This is a genomic window from Candidatus Deferrimicrobiaceae bacterium (assembly GCA_036504035.1).
Classification (GTDB): domain Bacteria; phylum Desulfobacterota; class Deferrimicrobia; order Deferrimicrobiales; family Deferrimicrobiaceae; genus JANXPS01.
Map to the genome: position 1 here is coordinate 1 of DASXVV010000014.1, position 16,337 is coordinate 16,337.

The window sequence follows — 16,337 nt, forward strand, 5'->3', positions numbered from 1 at the left end:
CATCGAGAAATGGCTCAAGAAGAAGGGCGATACGGTGCTGATGGGCGAGCCGATCGTTTCCTACACGGTCGGGCGGAGCAGCGAGATTAAGACCATCGATGCCCCTTACGACCTGACGATGGGCGAGACGCTGGTCGAATACTGGGACAACGCCGAAGTCGGCCAGACGCTGGCGACGGTGGTGCCGACCGTCAAGTAAACAGACACGATTCGGGGCCCGGTTACCCGCCGGGAGGAATAAACCCGATTTATCTGAAAGCGTTCAAGCGGTATCCAAGGGAAGCGGGGGAATAACCCGCTTCCCTTGTTTGTATGCAGTTTCGGATCATGAACCCAAAAACGAATGTTCCCGGAATCGGATATGAATCGACGGGCTCTCCTGATATCGATCGGACTTGCAGCGATGACGTGCGCTGTCTATTCGCAAATCAGTCAATGCCAATTCCTGATATATGACGATCCGCAATATGTTTCCGAAAATCGATGGGTCATGTACGGATTTACGCATGAAGGCGTGATTCGTGCCTTTACCACCTCGATGGCCGCAAATTGGCACCCGATGACCTGGCTCTCCCACATGCTTGACGTTTCGTTGTTCGGGCTGGCCCCGGGGCCCCATCATCTGGTCAACCTCCTGATCCACGTGTTGAATGTCTTGGTGCTTTTCCGATTGCTGGATCGGATGACCAACGGGAAAGTCATCTGGCGATGCGCTTTTAGCGCGGCACTGTTCGCGATCCACCCTCTGCATGTCGAATCCGTGGCATGGATCGCGGAACGAAAAGACCTGCTATGCGCGTTCTTCGGCTTGCTCGCGCTTTGGCACTATACGTATTATGTAAAAACAAAGTCCCGTCTTCGATATGGAATTGTTTTTGTTTTGTTTGTGCTCGGTCTGATGTCGAAACCGATGCTCGTGACGCTCCCATTCCTGATGCTGTTGCTGGACTATTGGCCGTTGGATAGGTTCGACAGGATATCACTCGGGGCACGAGAAGCTTTCACCGGTTTGTTGATCGAAAAGATTCCTATGATGGTTCTTTCGATCTTATCGAGTGTCTTGACCCTGTGGGCTCAAAATAAAGGGGAAGCACTGATCGCATTCGATGCGTTGCCTTTATGGGCAAGAATAGGCAACGCCCTGACGGCTTACCTGAAATATATGGGCAAGATGTACTGGCCGTCCTCGCTCGCCGTCTTTTACCCGAACCCCGGCCTGGTCTTGCCTCCATGGGAAATCGCAGGGGCGGCATGCCTGCTGATCGCAATCACGGGTTTCGCGGTCCGATTCTCTAGAACGAAACGGTATCTGCCGGTCGGATGGTTCTGGTTTCTGGGCTCAATGGTCCCCGTCATCGGCTTGATCCAGGTCGGATCCCAGGCCATGGCCGATCGATATACCTACCTGCCGATGACCGGACTGTTCCTGATCATCGCCTGGGGAACCGCCGATGCGTGGGAACGATATCGTCTCCCGAAAAACGTCCTTGCCTGCCTGGCTGTTTCGATTATCTGCCTCCTGTCTTTGACGACCTGGAAGCAGGTCGGGTACTGGCGTTCGAATTACACGCTTTTCGGCCACATGATTCGCGTCGTCCCGAAATGGAACCGGCTGGGGCACATCAATATGGGGGGCAGTTACCTGAATGACGGGAATCCTGCCGCGGCGGTTGGACAATTCGCCCAGGCGCTCCACGAAAAACCGGACGATGAAATGGCGAACTGGGGGATGGGAATCGCTTGCCACATGCTGGGGCGTATCGCCGAAGCAGAGCAGTTTTACCGGAATGTATTAAAGATAAACCCGGAACACACCAAGGCGCGTCTCTTCCTCGGATGTTCCCTGATCGACCGGGGGAACTTCGAGGAGGGATACAAGCATGTGCGGATCGTGGCACAAAATGGAATCGTCGACGATCCTTATGTTCTGATGGCCAAGGGGATGATCCTTTTCCACGATGGCAGGATGGAGGAATCCATCCGAACCTTCCAGGATGCCTTGGTTTTCACTCCGAACGATATCCTCGGGAATATGAAGCTGGGACTTGCCTTTGCCAAGACGGGGCGGTATGGGGAGGCCATCGAACGATTTCGATCGGTGACGCAGTACTCCCCGCTTGACGCGTCGGCATATTACAACCTGGCTCTCGCACTCGAAAAAACGGGGGCGGTCCGGGATGCGGTTGCGAACTATGAAAAGGCGGCAGCCATCCGGCCGGCTGACGTGGAGATCCTCGGCAATCTCGGGATCGCACTCGGCAAGCTGGGGCGGCTGGATCAGGCGATTGTCCTTTTTCGCAAGGCGCTCAAGATAGACCCCGCAAATTCGGTGGCACGCGGTAATCTCGCGATCGCACTGACATTGAAGGAAAGGGAGAGACAGCCATGAGCAATATCCGAAGACGAAAACGGATAAAAACGTTCTTTCCCGTTCTCTTCTCGTGTCTCCTGTGGATCGGTTCAACGGGCAACGCGTTTGCGAAGCCGTTCCTGCTCGGAAGGGAATCGGCTGCCCCGCTCTGGACGACGCGCAGCCTGCTTGAAACACACGATCGTCTCGCGGCCGATCTTCCTGCCGCGGGAGGAAAACTCCTGATCCTGAGCCGAACCGACTTCATTTCATCGCTGTTGTTGCCGCTCAAGGAAGAGGGACTCCTCAAGAATTGCATACTAGTACTCCCGTTCGATAACGTCTTGACGCAAGCAAGGCTCGTGACGCTGCTCGCCACCTTGAAGCAGGATGGGGTGGGTGAGTCGGACCGGGCCGGCTTCACGCTGGATAATGGGACATTTCACGGGAAAATCGGGGGAATGCCGGTGACTTTCACGACATTGCCGGGGATTCCCGATAAGGTGGATCTGCGTGTCGTGGCGATCGAGAGTGCCTTTTTTCAGGATATGCAAAACGCGATAAAGAATCCGATGACTGTACTTGCCCGGAAGTTGCTGTTGACGTTTCGCGATCGGCAGGTCGAAACGAGCAGCCTGCTCCTGCTTGATGCCGTCGGCCGGTCGGACTATCCGCTCGAATTGGGGTATCTGGAGGGCTTATATCGCGAGATGTTGACCGACCCCGATCGCTTCGCGACAGGTTTTCCTCCCAAATGGGGCGATTTTGTCGCGGCAGAGCTGGCCTACTTTTTCTCCCAGTATCCCGAGGCGTTCGAACACTACAAGAAATTCCTGGAACAGGGACAAAACGATCCGTCGACCTGCATCAAGATCGCCATGATGGCGATCCGGGATCTCGACGTCCCGTTCGCACTGCAGTGGGTCAATCGCGCGGTTTCGACCGATCCGCTCTACCGTCGCGCCTATGCGGAAATCGCCGAATATCTCTTTGGGAAAAACATGTTCGACCAGGCGGAACGCGTCATTCTTGCCGGATTGGCCAAGTATCCAAAAGACCCGCTGTTGGCAACGGGTCTGGCGACCTTTTACGTAGCCCGGGGTGAAGCCGCGCTTGAATCGGGGGACACGGAATCCGCCAAGGATCATTTCATGGCGGCTGCCGAGGTCGGCGGGGCCGATCGGGAGATCGTCGAAAAGGCCAGGAAGCTGATGAATTCCCCGTCAAAAGCCAAAGACTGATTCCGATGCCGCCTGGAATATCGGGAAAATCGTTCGGCCGCGCCAAAATATGGGCAGGTCTTATTTTCCTGGTATCCGCAGGGGTATATTTGAACGCTTTGCCGAACGGGTTCGTATACGACGACCACTTCCAGGTCGAGAACAACCCATGGATTCGCGATTTCAGCCATCTCCGCGATATATTCGGGAATCCTGCCTGGGGATTTTGGGGCCGGGGTGGAAGCAGTTACTATCGCCCCCTCATGCATCTGGCCTATGCGGCCATTTACCGGTTTTCCGAGCTTTCCCCCTTCGGCTACCATCTGGTCAACGTGGCTTGCCACGCGGCGAACGCGACCCTGTCGTTCCTGTTGGCCCTCAAGCTGTCCCGGTTCTCCGATTGCGCCGACGAGGGTGAGGCGCTTGTTTTTGCCGCGTTCGCCGCCGCGATTTTTGCGGTACACCCCATCCACACCGAAGTCGTGGCGCTGATCGCGGCCATCCCCGAACTGCTGTTCAGCCTGTTTTTCATCCTGGCGCTGCTGGCTTACCCGTTCGGCATCCCCAAAGCCCCCGATGTCCGACGATGGGGGGCGATCCTGTTGTCGTCTGCGTGCGCCTTGACGGGGCTACTTTGCAAGGAGACCGCCATCATGGTCTTCCCGGTCATCGTGGCAGGGGACCTGATCTCGAAGCCCCGCGACTCGAGCTTCAGGAGCCTCATTGTCGGCAAGGCTCCGGGCTACATGCCATTCCTGGCAGTCATTGCCGTTTACCTGATCCTCCGGGTTCATGCCTTCGGCGCGATCGCCCCGTCCCGGTCCCACCAGGACTGGCCGCTGCTCAAGACGGGCATGAATGCCGTATTCCTGGCCGGACGTTATGTCGGTTGCCTGGTCGCACCCATCCGGCTGAATTTCTTCCACATCATCCGGCCGGTCACGTCCGCGACAGATCCCGGGTTCCTCCTCATGGCGGGTGTGGCGGGGGCTGCGGGCATCCTTGCCCTTGGATCGTCGAGAGGCGACCGCCGCCTGTCGATGGGGTGGGCGCTGCTGTTCCTGCCGCTTGCCCCGGTCCTGTACCCGCCGGTGCTGGCCACCCTGTTCGGCGAACACAACCTGTACCTCCCGACATTGGGATATTCCATCATCGTTTCCGGTTTCGCGACCTCCTGGTGGCATCGATCTCCCGGGAAACGCACAGCAATCGCCTGGGGAGCGGTCATGTTCCTTGCCTTGCTGTCAGCCATGACCGTTGCGCGGAATCCCGTCTACAAGAGCGACGCGACGTTGTGGCAGGATGTCAGCGACAAGCTGGGGGATACTTCGCCGATTCATTTCCAGAGGGGCTACTGGCTACTGGAAGGAGGAAAGCTGCCGGAAGGGATCGATGAAATGAAAGAGGCCCTTGCGCTTCACCCGGGATACCCCGGCGTGGCGTACAACATGGGAACCGCCTATGCGAAGCTGGGGAAAGATAACGAGGCACGGATCTATCTCGAGATGGCCGTAGAAGAGAACCCGGGCGACTTCGTCGCGCATTTCGCCCTGGCGGCGCTTCATTTCCGTCAGGGTCGCATTGCCGATTCCGTGCGCGAGTACGAGACCGTTATACGCCTGGCCCCCTCCGACACCGACGCGCGGGGGCGGCTTGAGACGATCCGGCGCAAGTATCCGAAGGCCCCATGACGCGTCGACTCCCGCTGCATGTCGCGATTTCGCTTGCGCTCGCCTTGCTGGTCACGCTCCTCTATTTTCGCGTCGCCCATTTCCCGTTCATCCAGGTTGACGACACGGAATACGTGATCGAGAACCAGGCCGTCCATCGGGGGCTGACGGCCGGGAATCTCGCCTGGGCCTTCACCACGTTCGACAATGCCAATTGGCACCCGCTGACCTGGTTGTCCTACATGGCCGACGTCTCGTTGTTCGGCGTGAATCCCGGCGGTCACCATCTCGTCAACCTGCTGTTCCACCTCGCGAACACTTTGCTGCTGTTCGACCTGTTCCGCCGGCTGACCGGGAAAATATGGGAAAGCGGCCTGGTTGCCGCGCTGTTTGCCGTTCATCCGTTGCACGTGGAATCGGTCGTCTGGATCGCCGAGCGGAAGGACGTTCTCAGCACCTTCTTCTTTTTTGCCACGATGCGGGTCTACTTGCGATATGCGGCGTTTCCCGGCGCCGCGGGTTACGCCGCCGTGCTCGGGTCATTCGCGCTGGGGTTGCTATCCAAGCCCATGCTGGTGACGTTGCCTTTCTGCCTGCTGCTGATCGATTACTGGCCGCTCGAACGATTGACGGTCGCATCCGCGCGACGGCTGTTGCTCGAGAAGGTCCCGCTGTTCGCCCTGTCCGCCGCAGGCTCGGTGCTGACCATCCTGGCGCAACGGGAGGGCGCCGCGATCGGGTCCCTCGTGCATTTCCCTTTCGGGATACGGGTGGGAAACGCGGTCGTGGCCTATGTGGATTACCTGTCCAAGGCAATTGTTCCCGTTGGGCTGTCCGTATTCTACCCTCATCCGATGGGGACGCTGTCGCCCGTCAGGGTGGCGGTTTCGGGAATCCTGCTGGCGACGATGACCGTCCTTGCGGTCGTCGCGGGAAGAAAGCGGCGCTGGCTTGCCGTCGGATGGTTCTGGTATATCGGGACGCTGGTGCCGGTCATCGGGCTGGTCCAGGTGGGCACGCAGGCGATGGCGGACCGATATACCTATATCCCGCTGGTCGGGTTTTTCCTGATCCTGGCGTGGGGAGGCAGCGAGCTGGCCGGTCGGCTGAGAATGCCGCACCGCATGGTCGCCGGGGGCGTGTTGGCCTGGATCCTGGCTCTTTGTGCTTGCACGTGGAACCAGGTGGCCTACTGGCGGGGCGTCGGACCGCTGTTTGCGCGCGCGGTCGAGGTTACGGAAGGGAATGCGTTCGCGCATACCGTTCTTGGGGCGGCCGCATTCGAGCAGGGAAGCGACAATGCCGCTATCCGCCATCTGGAGGAAGCGCTCCGGATCCATCCCGATTTCCCCGACGCGCACCTGAACCTGGGGTTGGTATACGAACGACAGGGCAAGCTCGGCGCGGCCGAAGCGCAGCTGCGCGAAGCCGTGCGCCTGTTTCCGGACGACGCCAAGGCGAATTTCAACTTGTGGCGGGTTCTCAGGAAACTGGGGAGGGCGGAAGAGCCGCCGAGCCGATGGCCCGAACCCGACGGAAGAAGCGGGAAAGGGGCAGCAGAGCACGATCGCGCGGGTCTCTATCTCGCCGGTCTCGGCAAGTTCGAAGAGGCGGCGGAGCAATTCCGCCAGGCATTGCGGGCCAATCCGGACGACGCGGACGCATCGTACAACCTGGGCCTTGCCTATGTGAAGTTGGGTCGGGACGCCGAGTCCGTTCCCTGGTTCGAACGCGCCGTGAAACACGATGCGCGCGACGTGGCTGCCCGGTTTTCGCTGGCCTCGGTTTATTACCGGCTGGGGCGCATTCCCGAGTCCGTCCGGGAGTACGAAGCCTTGTCGAGGCTGAACCCGGGCGATAACGAGGTCCGGGCCCGGTTGCGGGCGATCCGGCAGAGAAACAGATGAACCGATGATACGAAGACCATCCGTCCAACTGTTGATCCCGTTCGCGCTCTCGACCGTCATCCTGTTGCTGTACGCCCGAACGGGCGGTTACGGCTTCGTCTATTACGACGATGTGAACTACATTTCCCGCAATCCTGCGGTACAGGACGGGCTGACGCTCGACGGGGTATTGTGGGCCTTCTCTTCCTTCGACCAGGCCAACTGGCACCCGCTGACCTGGCTGTCGCACATGGCGGATGTCTCATTGTTCGGGATGGCTCCCGGCAGGCATCACCTGGTCAATGTCATTTTCCATGTGCTGAACACCGGCCTGCTGTATCACCTGTTCAGGCGCATGACCGGAAAGGTGTTCGAAAGCGCCCTGGTCGCCGCCCTCTTCGCCGTGCACCCGTTGCACGTCGAGTCCGTCGCGTGGCTCGCCGAGCGCAAGGACGTGCTCAGCACCTTCTTCGGGTTGCTGACGATGATCGCTTACGGACGCTACGCGTCGCGTCCCGGCGCGGGACGATACATCGGGGTTCTCCTGCTGTTCGGGCTTGGCTTGATGTCGAAACCGATGCTCGTCACGCTGCCGTTCGTGCTGCTGTTGCTCGACGATTGGCCGCTCGGGCGAACCGCGAAAAACGGGGCTTCCTTGCCGCGCCTCGTCCTCGAGAAAATCCCGATGATCGCCATGTCGGCGGCCGCTTCCGCAGCCACGATCTCGGCGCAGATTTCCGACAGCGCCGTGGGATCGATCGGTCATTTCCCGCTTGGGATCCGCGTCGCCAACGCATTGAATGCTTATGCCCTTTACCTGTCGAAGGCGTTGTGGCCCTCGAACCTGGCGGTATTCTACCCGCACCCGCTGGAATCGCTCTCCACGGCCCGGATCATCGGCTCGGGTGTTCTGCTCGTCGCGATCACCGTGTTGGCGATATCCCAGGCACGAACCCGTTCCTGGCTGACGGTCGGATGGCTCTGGTTCATCGGCACGCTGGTCCCAGTGATAGGCCTCGTTCAGGTCGGGGGACAGGCGATGGCCGACCGATATACCTATATCCCGATGATCGGACTGTTTGTCGTCGCGGCGTGGGGCGGAAGCGAACTGGTCAACCGATGGCGGATCCGAGCGCCGGTCGTCGCCTTCCTGGCGGCCGCCTGGCTGGTGGCGCTTTCCGTATGCACCTGGTTCCAGGTCGGTTACTGGCGGGGGCCGGTCCCGCTATTCGCCCACACGCTGGATGCGACCCGCGACAACTGGCTCGCCCATCTGGTGCTGGGCGACGCCGCCCTCGATTCGGGCGACGACCGGTCGGCGGTGCTTCATTTTCGAGAGGCGGCGCGAATCCGGTCGGGCTACGCGGAGACGCACATGAAAATCGGGATGGCGGATGCCCGACAGGGCCGTGACGCGGATGCCGAAGTGCAGTTCAGGGAAGTTCTTCGTTTCCATCCCGAAGATACCCGGGCACAAATTCTCCTGAGCGAAACGCTTTCAAAAACGGCCCCCCGGGGCGAAGATGCGGCGCTTGATGCGGCCGGACACACCCGGGTCGGGATGGCGCTGGCGGGGAAAGGCAGTCTCGGCGAAGCGCTGGGGCACTTTCGGGCGGCGCTGGCGCTTCGTCCGGATGATCCGGAGGCCCACTATAATCTGGCCGTGGCCTTGGGGCGACTCGGCAAGAAGGAAGAATCGCTTCGGCATTTCCGGGAAGCGACCCGGATACGCCCGATCGATTCCGACGCGTGCAAGAAAATCGGGTTGGCGCTCGTGAGACTGGGGCGACTCACGGAAGCGCTCCCGCGGTTCCGCGAGGCGATTCGCCTTGCGCCCGACGATCCGGAGGCGCAGTACAACGTCGGGGCGACGCTGATGCAGTTGGGGCGGCCATCCGAGGCGATCGCGCATTTCCGGATCGCGGTCCGGGAGAGCGGGGGAAGCGATGCGGACGCGATGCTCGCGCTGGGCACGGCGCTGGAGGCGAGCGGCCAAGTCGAGGAATCGCGCGAGCGCTATCGGGACGTCCTGCGGCTGAAGCCCGGAAACATCGCGGCGATGGACCGGCTCGAAAAGGCGCGGAAGCCGGTGGGGGAGTAGTTTCCGTCTTGCCGTTACGGTTTGTTGCCTCCAAGAAATTTTCGCAAGACCAGCAATTCGGCGATCATCTGCAACGGGGTGGACAGCAGGTTGACGTGGCTGCCGGACACGTTGCGCCAGCGAATTCCTGTCTCCTTGACGCGGAGGCCGAGTCGCCGCGCCAGGACCAGCAGTTCCACGTCGAACGCGTAGCGATCCAGTCTCTGGAATCCGAAGACCGCTTTCGCGGCATCGCCCGTGAACATCTTGAGGCCGCACTGGGTGTCCATGATGTCGAGGCCGAATGCCATGCGGACGATTCGCCCGAATGACCGGCCCATGAATTCGCGGACCCGGGACTGCCGGACCTCGATCACGGATTCGGGGCATGCCCGTGATCCGATCACTGCGTCGTACCCCCGGGAAAACCACGGGAGCAGTTTTTCGATCTCTTCGATGGGGGCGGCCAGGTCCGCGTCGCAGAAGAGCCGCAGGGGCATGTTTGCCTCCCGCATCCCGCGGCGAACCGAATACCCCTTCCCACGGTTTGAATCGTTGCGTATCACGCGGACCGACGGTATCCCATCGGCGAATCGCCTGGCGACCTCGAAGGTATCGTCGGAGCTTCCGTCATCGACCACGATCAGTTCGAAGGTCCACCCGGCATCGCCCAGGTACCGGACGATACGGTCGATCGTTTCGCCAAGCCGGTTCCCTTCGTTGAAAGCGGGGACGACGACGGATAGGCCTGTAGAATGGTGTTCCTCGAGCAAGCGATGTCCTCGCTGATCAACGGCCGGATGGTATAGTGTGACGACCGGAAACCATGATAGTGCCAGACAGGGTCTCTTGATGAAGCTAAATTCGACCGCCTCCCGCAATTCGATCCTCTTGATGGCGTTCTTTTCGGGAATGTGCGCCTTGGCCTACCAGGTTTACTGGCTCAGGGAATTGCGGCTGATCCTCGGCGCGACGATGCCGGCAACCGCGGGCGTCCTCGCCGTATTCATGGGGGGCCTTGGAATCGGCGGGCTGTTTCTCGGGCCCAGGGCGGACCGATGCCGGAATCCGGTGCGGTTCTACGCGCAACTCGAACTGGCCGTCACGGCCGGAGCCGCCTTGTCGCCGATCCTGCTCCATGCCGCAGGGATGGCATACGGGATGTTTTTCGAACGAGGCCTCGAAGGAGGAATCGCCAGGACGCTGGTCAGGACGGGGCTTGCCACGCTGGTCCTCCTTGCCCCGGCGATTGCGATGGGGGGAACGATCCCCGCTCTCGGTCGGGCGATCGAGGACGACGAGGATACCGGCCGCAGAAAATGGAGCCTCCTTTACGGGTTCAATACCCTGGGGGCAATCCTGGGGGCTGCTCTGCCCACCCTTTTTCTGTTCGAACGACTCGGAGCGCGATCGACCATCCTCATCGCATGCTCGCTCAACGCCGTCTTGACGGCGGGTGCCTTCTTCCTGTCCCGGAAAATGCCGGCTTGCGAACCCGAGCCGGTCGACCTCGAAAAACACGAGCCGACGTCGGCACCGGACGGCATGCCTCGCCTGGCGTGCATCGCCGCGTTCCTGGCCGGTTTTGCCTTCTTCCTTGCCGAAATCGTCTGGTATCGGATGCTGGCCCCCATCCTGGGCGGTACGACTTATACCTTCGGGCTGATCCTGGTTTCGGTCCTCTTCGGGATCGGTGCCGGGGGAATTGCCTATTCCTTCCAGCCGATCGGAAAGCGCTCTTCGATCGGCGCGCTGGCGCTGGTCAGCGCGCTGGAAGCACTGGCGCTGGCGTTGCCGTTTGCAACCGGCGACGGCATTGCGCTGGCGGCGGGCCTTTTCGGCAGCGTCAGGCCGTTCGGATTCATGGCGACGGTCGCAGGATGGATGGTCATCATCGCCTTCGTGGTGGTTCCGACGGCTTTCCTGGCGGGCATCCAGTTTCCCCTCCTGCTTGCGGTCGCGGGCCGCGGGCGGGAGCGGGTCGGAACGCACGCAGGCTGGGTGACCGCCTCGAACACGGCGGGAGCCGTGTCCGGTTCCATCCTCGGAGGCTTCTTCCTGCTTCCGCTTCTTGGCGCATCGAATTGCTGGCGCCTCGCAGCGGTATCGGTTCTTGCGGTTTGCGGGCTCGCCTGTGCATCGTTTCAGAAAAAAGGCCGTGCCCTGACCGGGGCGACCCTCGCGCTGGCGATGATGGCGGGCGGCGCCCTCATTGCCGGGGGGCCGACGTCCGTTTGGCGGCATGGCGGAATCGGAACCGGCAGCTTCCCGACGGCCAACCCGGATGCCCGCGAAATCCAGCGTTGGGTGCGCAATTCGAAGATTGGCATCCTTCGGCAATTCGAAGGCCGGGAGGCGTCCATCGCCGTCCTGGCCCGAAACGGACTCGCTTTCACCGTGAACGGGAAAGTCGACGGCAATGCGATCGGCGATGCGCCGACCCAGGTGATGCTGGGGCTTCTCGGGACCTTGTTCCATCCAGGCACCCCCCGGAAGGCGCTCGTCATCGGGCTCGGGACCGGAAGCACCGCCGGCTGGATCGCCCGCGTGCCATCGATCGAAAGAGTCGATGTGGCGGAAATCGAGCCGTCCGTGATCGCGTTCGCCCGAATGTGCTCGGCCGTGAACCAGGATGCGATGAACAATCCGCGGGTGAAGGTGCATGTCGAGGACGGACTGGAATACACGAACGTCACGCGAGAAAGATATGACGTCATCGTCTCAGAACCGTCCAATCCGTACCGCGCGGGCATCGCTTCCCTATACACCCGGGAATTTTTCCAGGCGGCAGCCCGTAAAATGAACGACGGCGGGATCTTCGTCCAGTGGCTTCAAACCTATGACATCGACGCCGGAACGCTCTGGACGGTGCTGTCGACGCTTCGGTCGAGCTTCCGGCATGTCGAAATCTGGCAGACGGTCGGCGGCGTCGACCTTGCGATCATGGCGACCAATTCGACCCCGATGCGCGATGTGCGCGTATTGAGGGGCAGGGTAGGGTCGGAGCCTTACCGGGAAGCGCTTTCTGCAACCTGGTACGTGCAGGATCTCGAGGGCGTTCTCGGGAGACATGTCGCAGGGGCGGCACTGGTCGATCTCGTGGCCGCAGATGGGCGCTGGCCACCCGATACGGCCGATCGCAACCGGGTCGAGTACGGGTTCGCCCGGTCCGTCATGGCAACGAGGAGCTCCATGGTTGCCGGTTTGATCCGGATGGCCCGCGTCCTGAAGGCCGGGAGTCCCGATCTCGGGGGAGACGTCGATCGTGCCCTCGTGGACGCCAACCAGGGATTGACGCTGGTTGCCGGGGGCATCGACCCCCTTGGGCTGGTCGACGATCCGGACCGCAACGGTCGATGGGAGGCCGTGGCCGGCTACCTTCGTAATTACGATACGGCGGCCTGCCTGGGCAGGTGGCCCGCAGGGAAACAGTCGCCGGCAAACGCGCTGGAACGGATCGTTTTGGCCGACAGTCTTGCCGACCACGGCCGGAACGAGGCGCTGGGTTGCCTGGAACCGCTTTTCCCGGACTATCCTGTGGATGCGATGCTGATCAAGGCCAGATTGCTATGGCGTACGGGCAAGCTCGATGCGGCGTCGAAAACTCTTGCCGGGGCTTTCGAGGCGCTCCGCCGGCGGCCGTGGGCGAACGAGGCGGTGCTTGACCGCGCCCTGCAGGACATGGCTCCGAAAATCGGAAAAACGTCCCGGTTGCGGGGGCAGGAAATCGCAAACGCCCTTTCGATGCCCTTTGCCGCTTCCCTGCAGAACACCGACCGGTTGTTCGCGATTGTTCGAACCACGCCGATCGCGGCGCAGGCGGCGGGCGCGCTCGCGGCATTCGAACCCGATTTCCCGTGGGACGAGGAACTCCTTTCCGCCCGGGCACAGGCCTATCGGGTGCTCAACAGTCCGCTGGCCCGAAAGGCGGCGGAAGAGCTCGCCCTGTTCAGGAATCAGGACAAAGGCGATCTGCCATATTCCTTTTTCAAAGGATCGCCGGGGTGGAAACCTGTTTTTCCACCAACGCCGTAGAGTGATATAATCCCGCCAAAATATTACTTAATCCCAAGGGGGTAAACCCATGAAAAAGATTTTGATCCTGCTGACGATCGGGATCACTTCCGCGATGCTCGTGCATTGCGGGGGCGGGAATCCGGCACCGGTCGTCGGGCAGCCAGTCCAGTTGGGCGGTTCCATCCAGGGAATATCGCTGGCCCTTTCGAACGGGGTCGCGATCTATGCCGGAATCGCCGATACGCCCGGGGCGATCGACTGCACGGCAGCGACATCGGCCACGTTCATGGATGCGCAGGGAATCACGACCGACGGGACTTTCCTTTACGTGTCCGACACGGGCAATCAACTCATCCGGAAGGTCAATATCGGGACAGGCGCCGTGTCCACCGTTGCCGGAACCGAGGGCGTATCGGGGATGGACGACAACACGACCGGGCCGGGAGGAACGACGTTCCTATACCCGCAGTTCATCACCACCGACGGGACGAACCTCTATTTGACCGAACCTGACAGCAACATCGTTCGGAAAGTGGTGATCGCGACGGGGGCCGTGACGCGGTTCGCCGGTACGGGTGTCGCTGCCTCGGTCGACAACATCGACCGGCTGCAGGCGCAATTCAACAGCCCGCGGGGGATTACGACGGAAGGGACGAACCTCTACGTCAGCGACTATAGCGGGAATGTGATCCGGAAGATCGAAATCTTGACGGGCAAGGTGACGACGTTGGCCGGATCCGGCCTGCCTGGCGCAGATGACAATACGACCGATGGGTTATCGGCCACGTTCGACGGCCCCTGGGGCCTGACGACGGACGGGACGAACCTTTACGTTTCCGACCGGAACAACCACAAGATCCGGAAAGTCGTGATCGCCACGGGCGCCGTGACGACGCTGGCCGGCTCCGGGACCCAGGCTTTCGCGGACGGCACGGGCACGGGGGCTTCGTTCAACAGTCCGGCGGGTCTCACGACGGATGGCACGAGCCTGTACGTCGTGGACTACCGGAATAATCGGATCCGGAAAATCTCGATCGCGACGGGCGTCGTGACCACGGTCGCGGGAAATGCCGTGGCGCTTTCCGTGGACGGAAACGGGGCTGCCGCGGGATTCAACATGCCCTTCGGAATCACGACCGACGGACACAGTCTCTTCGTGACCGACGGCAACCAGACGATTCGCAAGATCAACTGATCATCGCCGAAATCCCCGGGAGCCCGGCCTGCAGCCGGCCGGGCTCCCAAGCATCACCCCGAGCGGCTGCATTCCGATCCCTTCGAAGTCATCACGCTCATGGAAAAAGGATAGCGTCGCCATGAACCTCGTTGCCCGGCGAAGAGCCCGGCTCTGCCTCGTGCTTCTCGCCGGCGTCGCAGTCTATGCGATTTCCCTGGGAAACGGCTTCATCTACGACGACAACACGCAGATTCTCGCGAACCGGTGGTTGCGGGATTTCCGAAGTGTTCCCGAAATCTTCTCGAGTCACGTATGGGCATTCGAGGGAGGGTGGCTGACGAATTATTATCGGCCGTTGATGCACCTTGCATACCTGGCCATTTACCAGTGCTTCGGCCCGAATCCCTTCTGGTTCCACCTGGCAAGTCTTCTCCTGCATCTTCTTTGCTGCCTGTCGGTATACCTCGTGACCGAAGGGCTTGCCCGTTCCGCCGCCGTCGAGTCCGGATGGCATGATGAACCCGGTCGACGGCGCCAGATCGAAACCCTTCCTTTCCTGGCTGCGCTTTTTTTCGCGGTGCATCCGGTCAATACGGAATCCGTGGCGTTTGCCGCCTGCTTTCCCGAGCTTCTCTACACGTTGTTCGGTCTCATGTCGATCCACTTCTTTCTTCGGACCGGTTTGACGAACCGGGAAATCCTTTCCTTCTCCGTCCCGTCGGCTATTGCGCTGTTCCTTGCGTTGCTCAGCAAGGAAACGGCCGTCGTCATCCCCGCTTTTTTCCTGTGCCATGATCTATCCTTCCGGCGCTTCGAACGGGCAGGGAAGACAGCGATATTCCTGCGTTATTTGCCCTGTGGCGTTGTGACCGCGGCCTACCTCGGAATCCGGACGGCGGCCCTCGGGTATCTCCTGAAATTCAGGGAGGGTGGGATCCTGTCACCCGGGGAAATGTTTGCGGGATTTTCCCGGATGATCCTCTGGTGCCTGCACAAGCTTGTCTGGCCGTTCAACCACAATTTCTATCCGTGGCTCCCGAAAGTCTCTTCCCTTCCCCCATGGCAGCTTGCCGGCATGATCGTTCTCCTGGCCGGAATCGTGGCGGCCTCCTGGCTGCTCTGTCGAAGGCGACCCATTCTTTTGTCGGCCCTTGCCCTGCTTATGCTCCCGATCTTGCCGATCCTGCTGGGGACCCGCGCCGTGGCGCAGAAGGCGCCTGTCGGGGAGCATTACCTCTACCTGTCCGCCGCCGGATTCTGTATCATCCTGGCCTGGTGCGCTGTTCGGCTGACCGAATGCGAAATGCCCCGCCTTGGCTGGCGCAGCGTGCTCGTTGCGGCGTTGACGGGAATCTACGGGGTGTCCGCGGCGCTGCGTCTTCCGGCGTTTTCGGACGACCTAGCCATCTGGAAGGACACGGTCAAGAAGTCACCCGACGCACCGGAGCCGCGGGCCTGGCTCGCGACCTCGTTGTTCAAGAAGGGGCGGATCGACGAGGGGATCGCGCAGGCCAGGAAGTCGATCGCCCTGGGCGGGCAGGACCAGGCGAATCTCTACAACCTGGGCTTCGCCTTGCAGAAGCGGGGGAATTGGGACGGGGCTGCGGATAGTTACCGACGCCTGGTTGCGGCGACTCCCGGCGATGCCGTGGCGCGATACAGGCTCGGAGAGGTTCTCCTGGCGTCGGGCAAGACAGATCAGGCGGTGTCGCAACTTGAGGAGGCGGTTCGGCTGGACGACCGGATTTCGCCCGCGCATCTATCCCTCGGGATTGCCTACGGAAGGCAGGGCCTGGCCGGCAAGGGGAGGGCGGAGATCGAAGAAGCCCTCAAGCTCGACCCGAATTTGCCCGGGGCGCAAGCGGCGCTCGCGGTCCTCGGCAAGGCCCGGCAGGGTTCGCGGAAACAATAGACGTGCCGCCACCGATCGGTCTCGT

General features: G+C 61.1%; 10 protein-coding genes. 9 read left to right on the forward strand and 1 reads right to left on the reverse strand.

What is annotated here, in order from left to right; all coding sequences use genetic code 11:
• The 6 genes from VGK27_12525 to VGK27_12550 all read left to right on the forward strand — a co-directional run.
• Window positions 1-199 (forward strand): hypothetical protein (locus VGK27_12525; protein HEY3490927.1); only part of this gene is annotated, 199 nt, incomplete at its 5' end.
• 204 nt (window positions 200-403) lie between these two features.
• On the forward strand, window positions 404-2,389 hold the full coding sequence (locus tag VGK27_12530; protein HEY3490928.1) for a tetratricopeptide repeat protein: 1,986 nt from the start codon (window positions 404-406) through the stop codon (window positions 2,387-2,389).
• Window positions 2,386-3,591, forward strand: coding sequence for a hypothetical protein (locus VGK27_12535; GenBank protein ID HEY3490929.1), 1,206 nt, complete (start codon window positions 2,386-2,388; stop codon window positions 3,589-3,591). Before VGK27_12530 ends, VGK27_12535 begins: the two co-directional genes overlap by 4 nt.
• 89 nt (window positions 3,592-3,680) lie before the next feature.
• Window positions 3,681-5,261 (forward strand): tetratricopeptide repeat protein, encoded by a 1,581-nt coding sequence (locus VGK27_12540; protein HEY3490930.1) that lies wholly within the window; start codon window positions 3,681-3,683, stop codon window positions 5,259-5,261.
• Entirely contained in the window at window positions 5,258-7,147 is a 1,890-nt protein-coding gene (locus VGK27_12545) for a tetratricopeptide repeat protein (protein ID HEY3490931.1), read from the forward strand. Before VGK27_12540 ends, VGK27_12545 begins: the two co-directional genes overlap by 4 nt.
• Window positions 7,148-7,151: 4 nt before the next feature.
• Window positions 7,152-9,227, forward strand: a complete 2,076-nt coding sequence (locus VGK27_12550; protein HEY3490932.1) for a tetratricopeptide repeat protein — start codon at window positions 7,152-7,154, stop codon at window positions 9,225-9,227.
• A gap of 14 nt (window positions 9,228-9,241) precedes the next feature.
• On the opposite strand, the gene VGK27_12555 is transcribed toward VGK27_12550, so the two are convergent.
• Complete coding sequence (locus VGK27_12555; protein HEY3490933.1) at window positions 9,242-9,979, reverse strand: dolichyl-phosphate beta-glucosyltransferase; 738 nt, start codon at window positions 9,977-9,979, stop codon at window positions 9,242-9,244.
• A 79-nt stretch (window positions 9,980-10,058) separates the two neighbouring features.
• On the opposite strand from VGK27_12555, the gene VGK27_12560 reads away from it, so the two are divergent.
• From VGK27_12560 to VGK27_12570, 3 genes are all read left to right on the forward strand, one after another.
• Complete coding sequence (locus VGK27_12560; GenBank protein HEY3490934.1) at window positions 10,059-13,241, forward strand: fused MFS/spermidine synthase; 3,183 nt, start codon at window positions 10,059-10,061, stop codon at window positions 13,239-13,241.
• Between the two features lie 49 nt (window positions 13,242-13,290).
• Entirely contained in the window at window positions 13,291-14,418 is a 1,128-nt protein-coding gene (locus VGK27_12565; protein HEY3490935.1) for a hypothetical protein, read from the forward strand.
• A 121-nt stretch (window positions 14,419-14,539) separates the two neighbouring features.
• Window positions 14,540-16,312, forward strand: coding sequence for a tetratricopeptide repeat protein (locus VGK27_12570; GenBank protein ID HEY3490936.1), 1,773 nt, complete (start codon window positions 14,540-14,542; stop codon window positions 16,310-16,312).
• Window positions 16,313-16,337 lie beyond the last annotated feature (25 nt).

Coding starts and splice junctions, on each gene's coding strand:
- VGK27_12565 (HEY3490935.1), top strand. CDS start 13,291: ATGAAAAAGATTTTGATCCTGCTGACGATCGGGATCACTTCCGCGATG.
- VGK27_12545 (HEY3490931.1), top strand. CDS start 5,258: ATGACGCGTCGACTCCCGCTGCATGTCGCGATTTCGCTTGCGCTCGCC.
- VGK27_12560 (HEY3490934.1), top strand. CDS start 10,059: ATGAAGCTAAATTCGACCGCCTCCCGCAATTCGATCCTCTTGATGGCG.
- VGK27_12530 (HEY3490928.1), top strand. CDS start 404: ATGACGTGCGCTGTCTATTCGCAAATCAGTCAATGCCAATTCCTGATA.
- VGK27_12535 (HEY3490929.1), top strand. CDS start 2,386: ATGAGCAATATCCGAAGACGAAAACGGATAAAAACGTTCTTTCCCGTT.
- VGK27_12550 (HEY3490932.1), top strand. CDS start 7,152: ATGATACGAAGACCATCCGTCCAACTGTTGATCCCGTTCGCGCTCTCG.
- VGK27_12570 (HEY3490936.1), top strand. CDS start 14,540: ATGAACCTCGTTGCCCGGCGAAGAGCCCGGCTCTGCCTCGTGCTTCTC.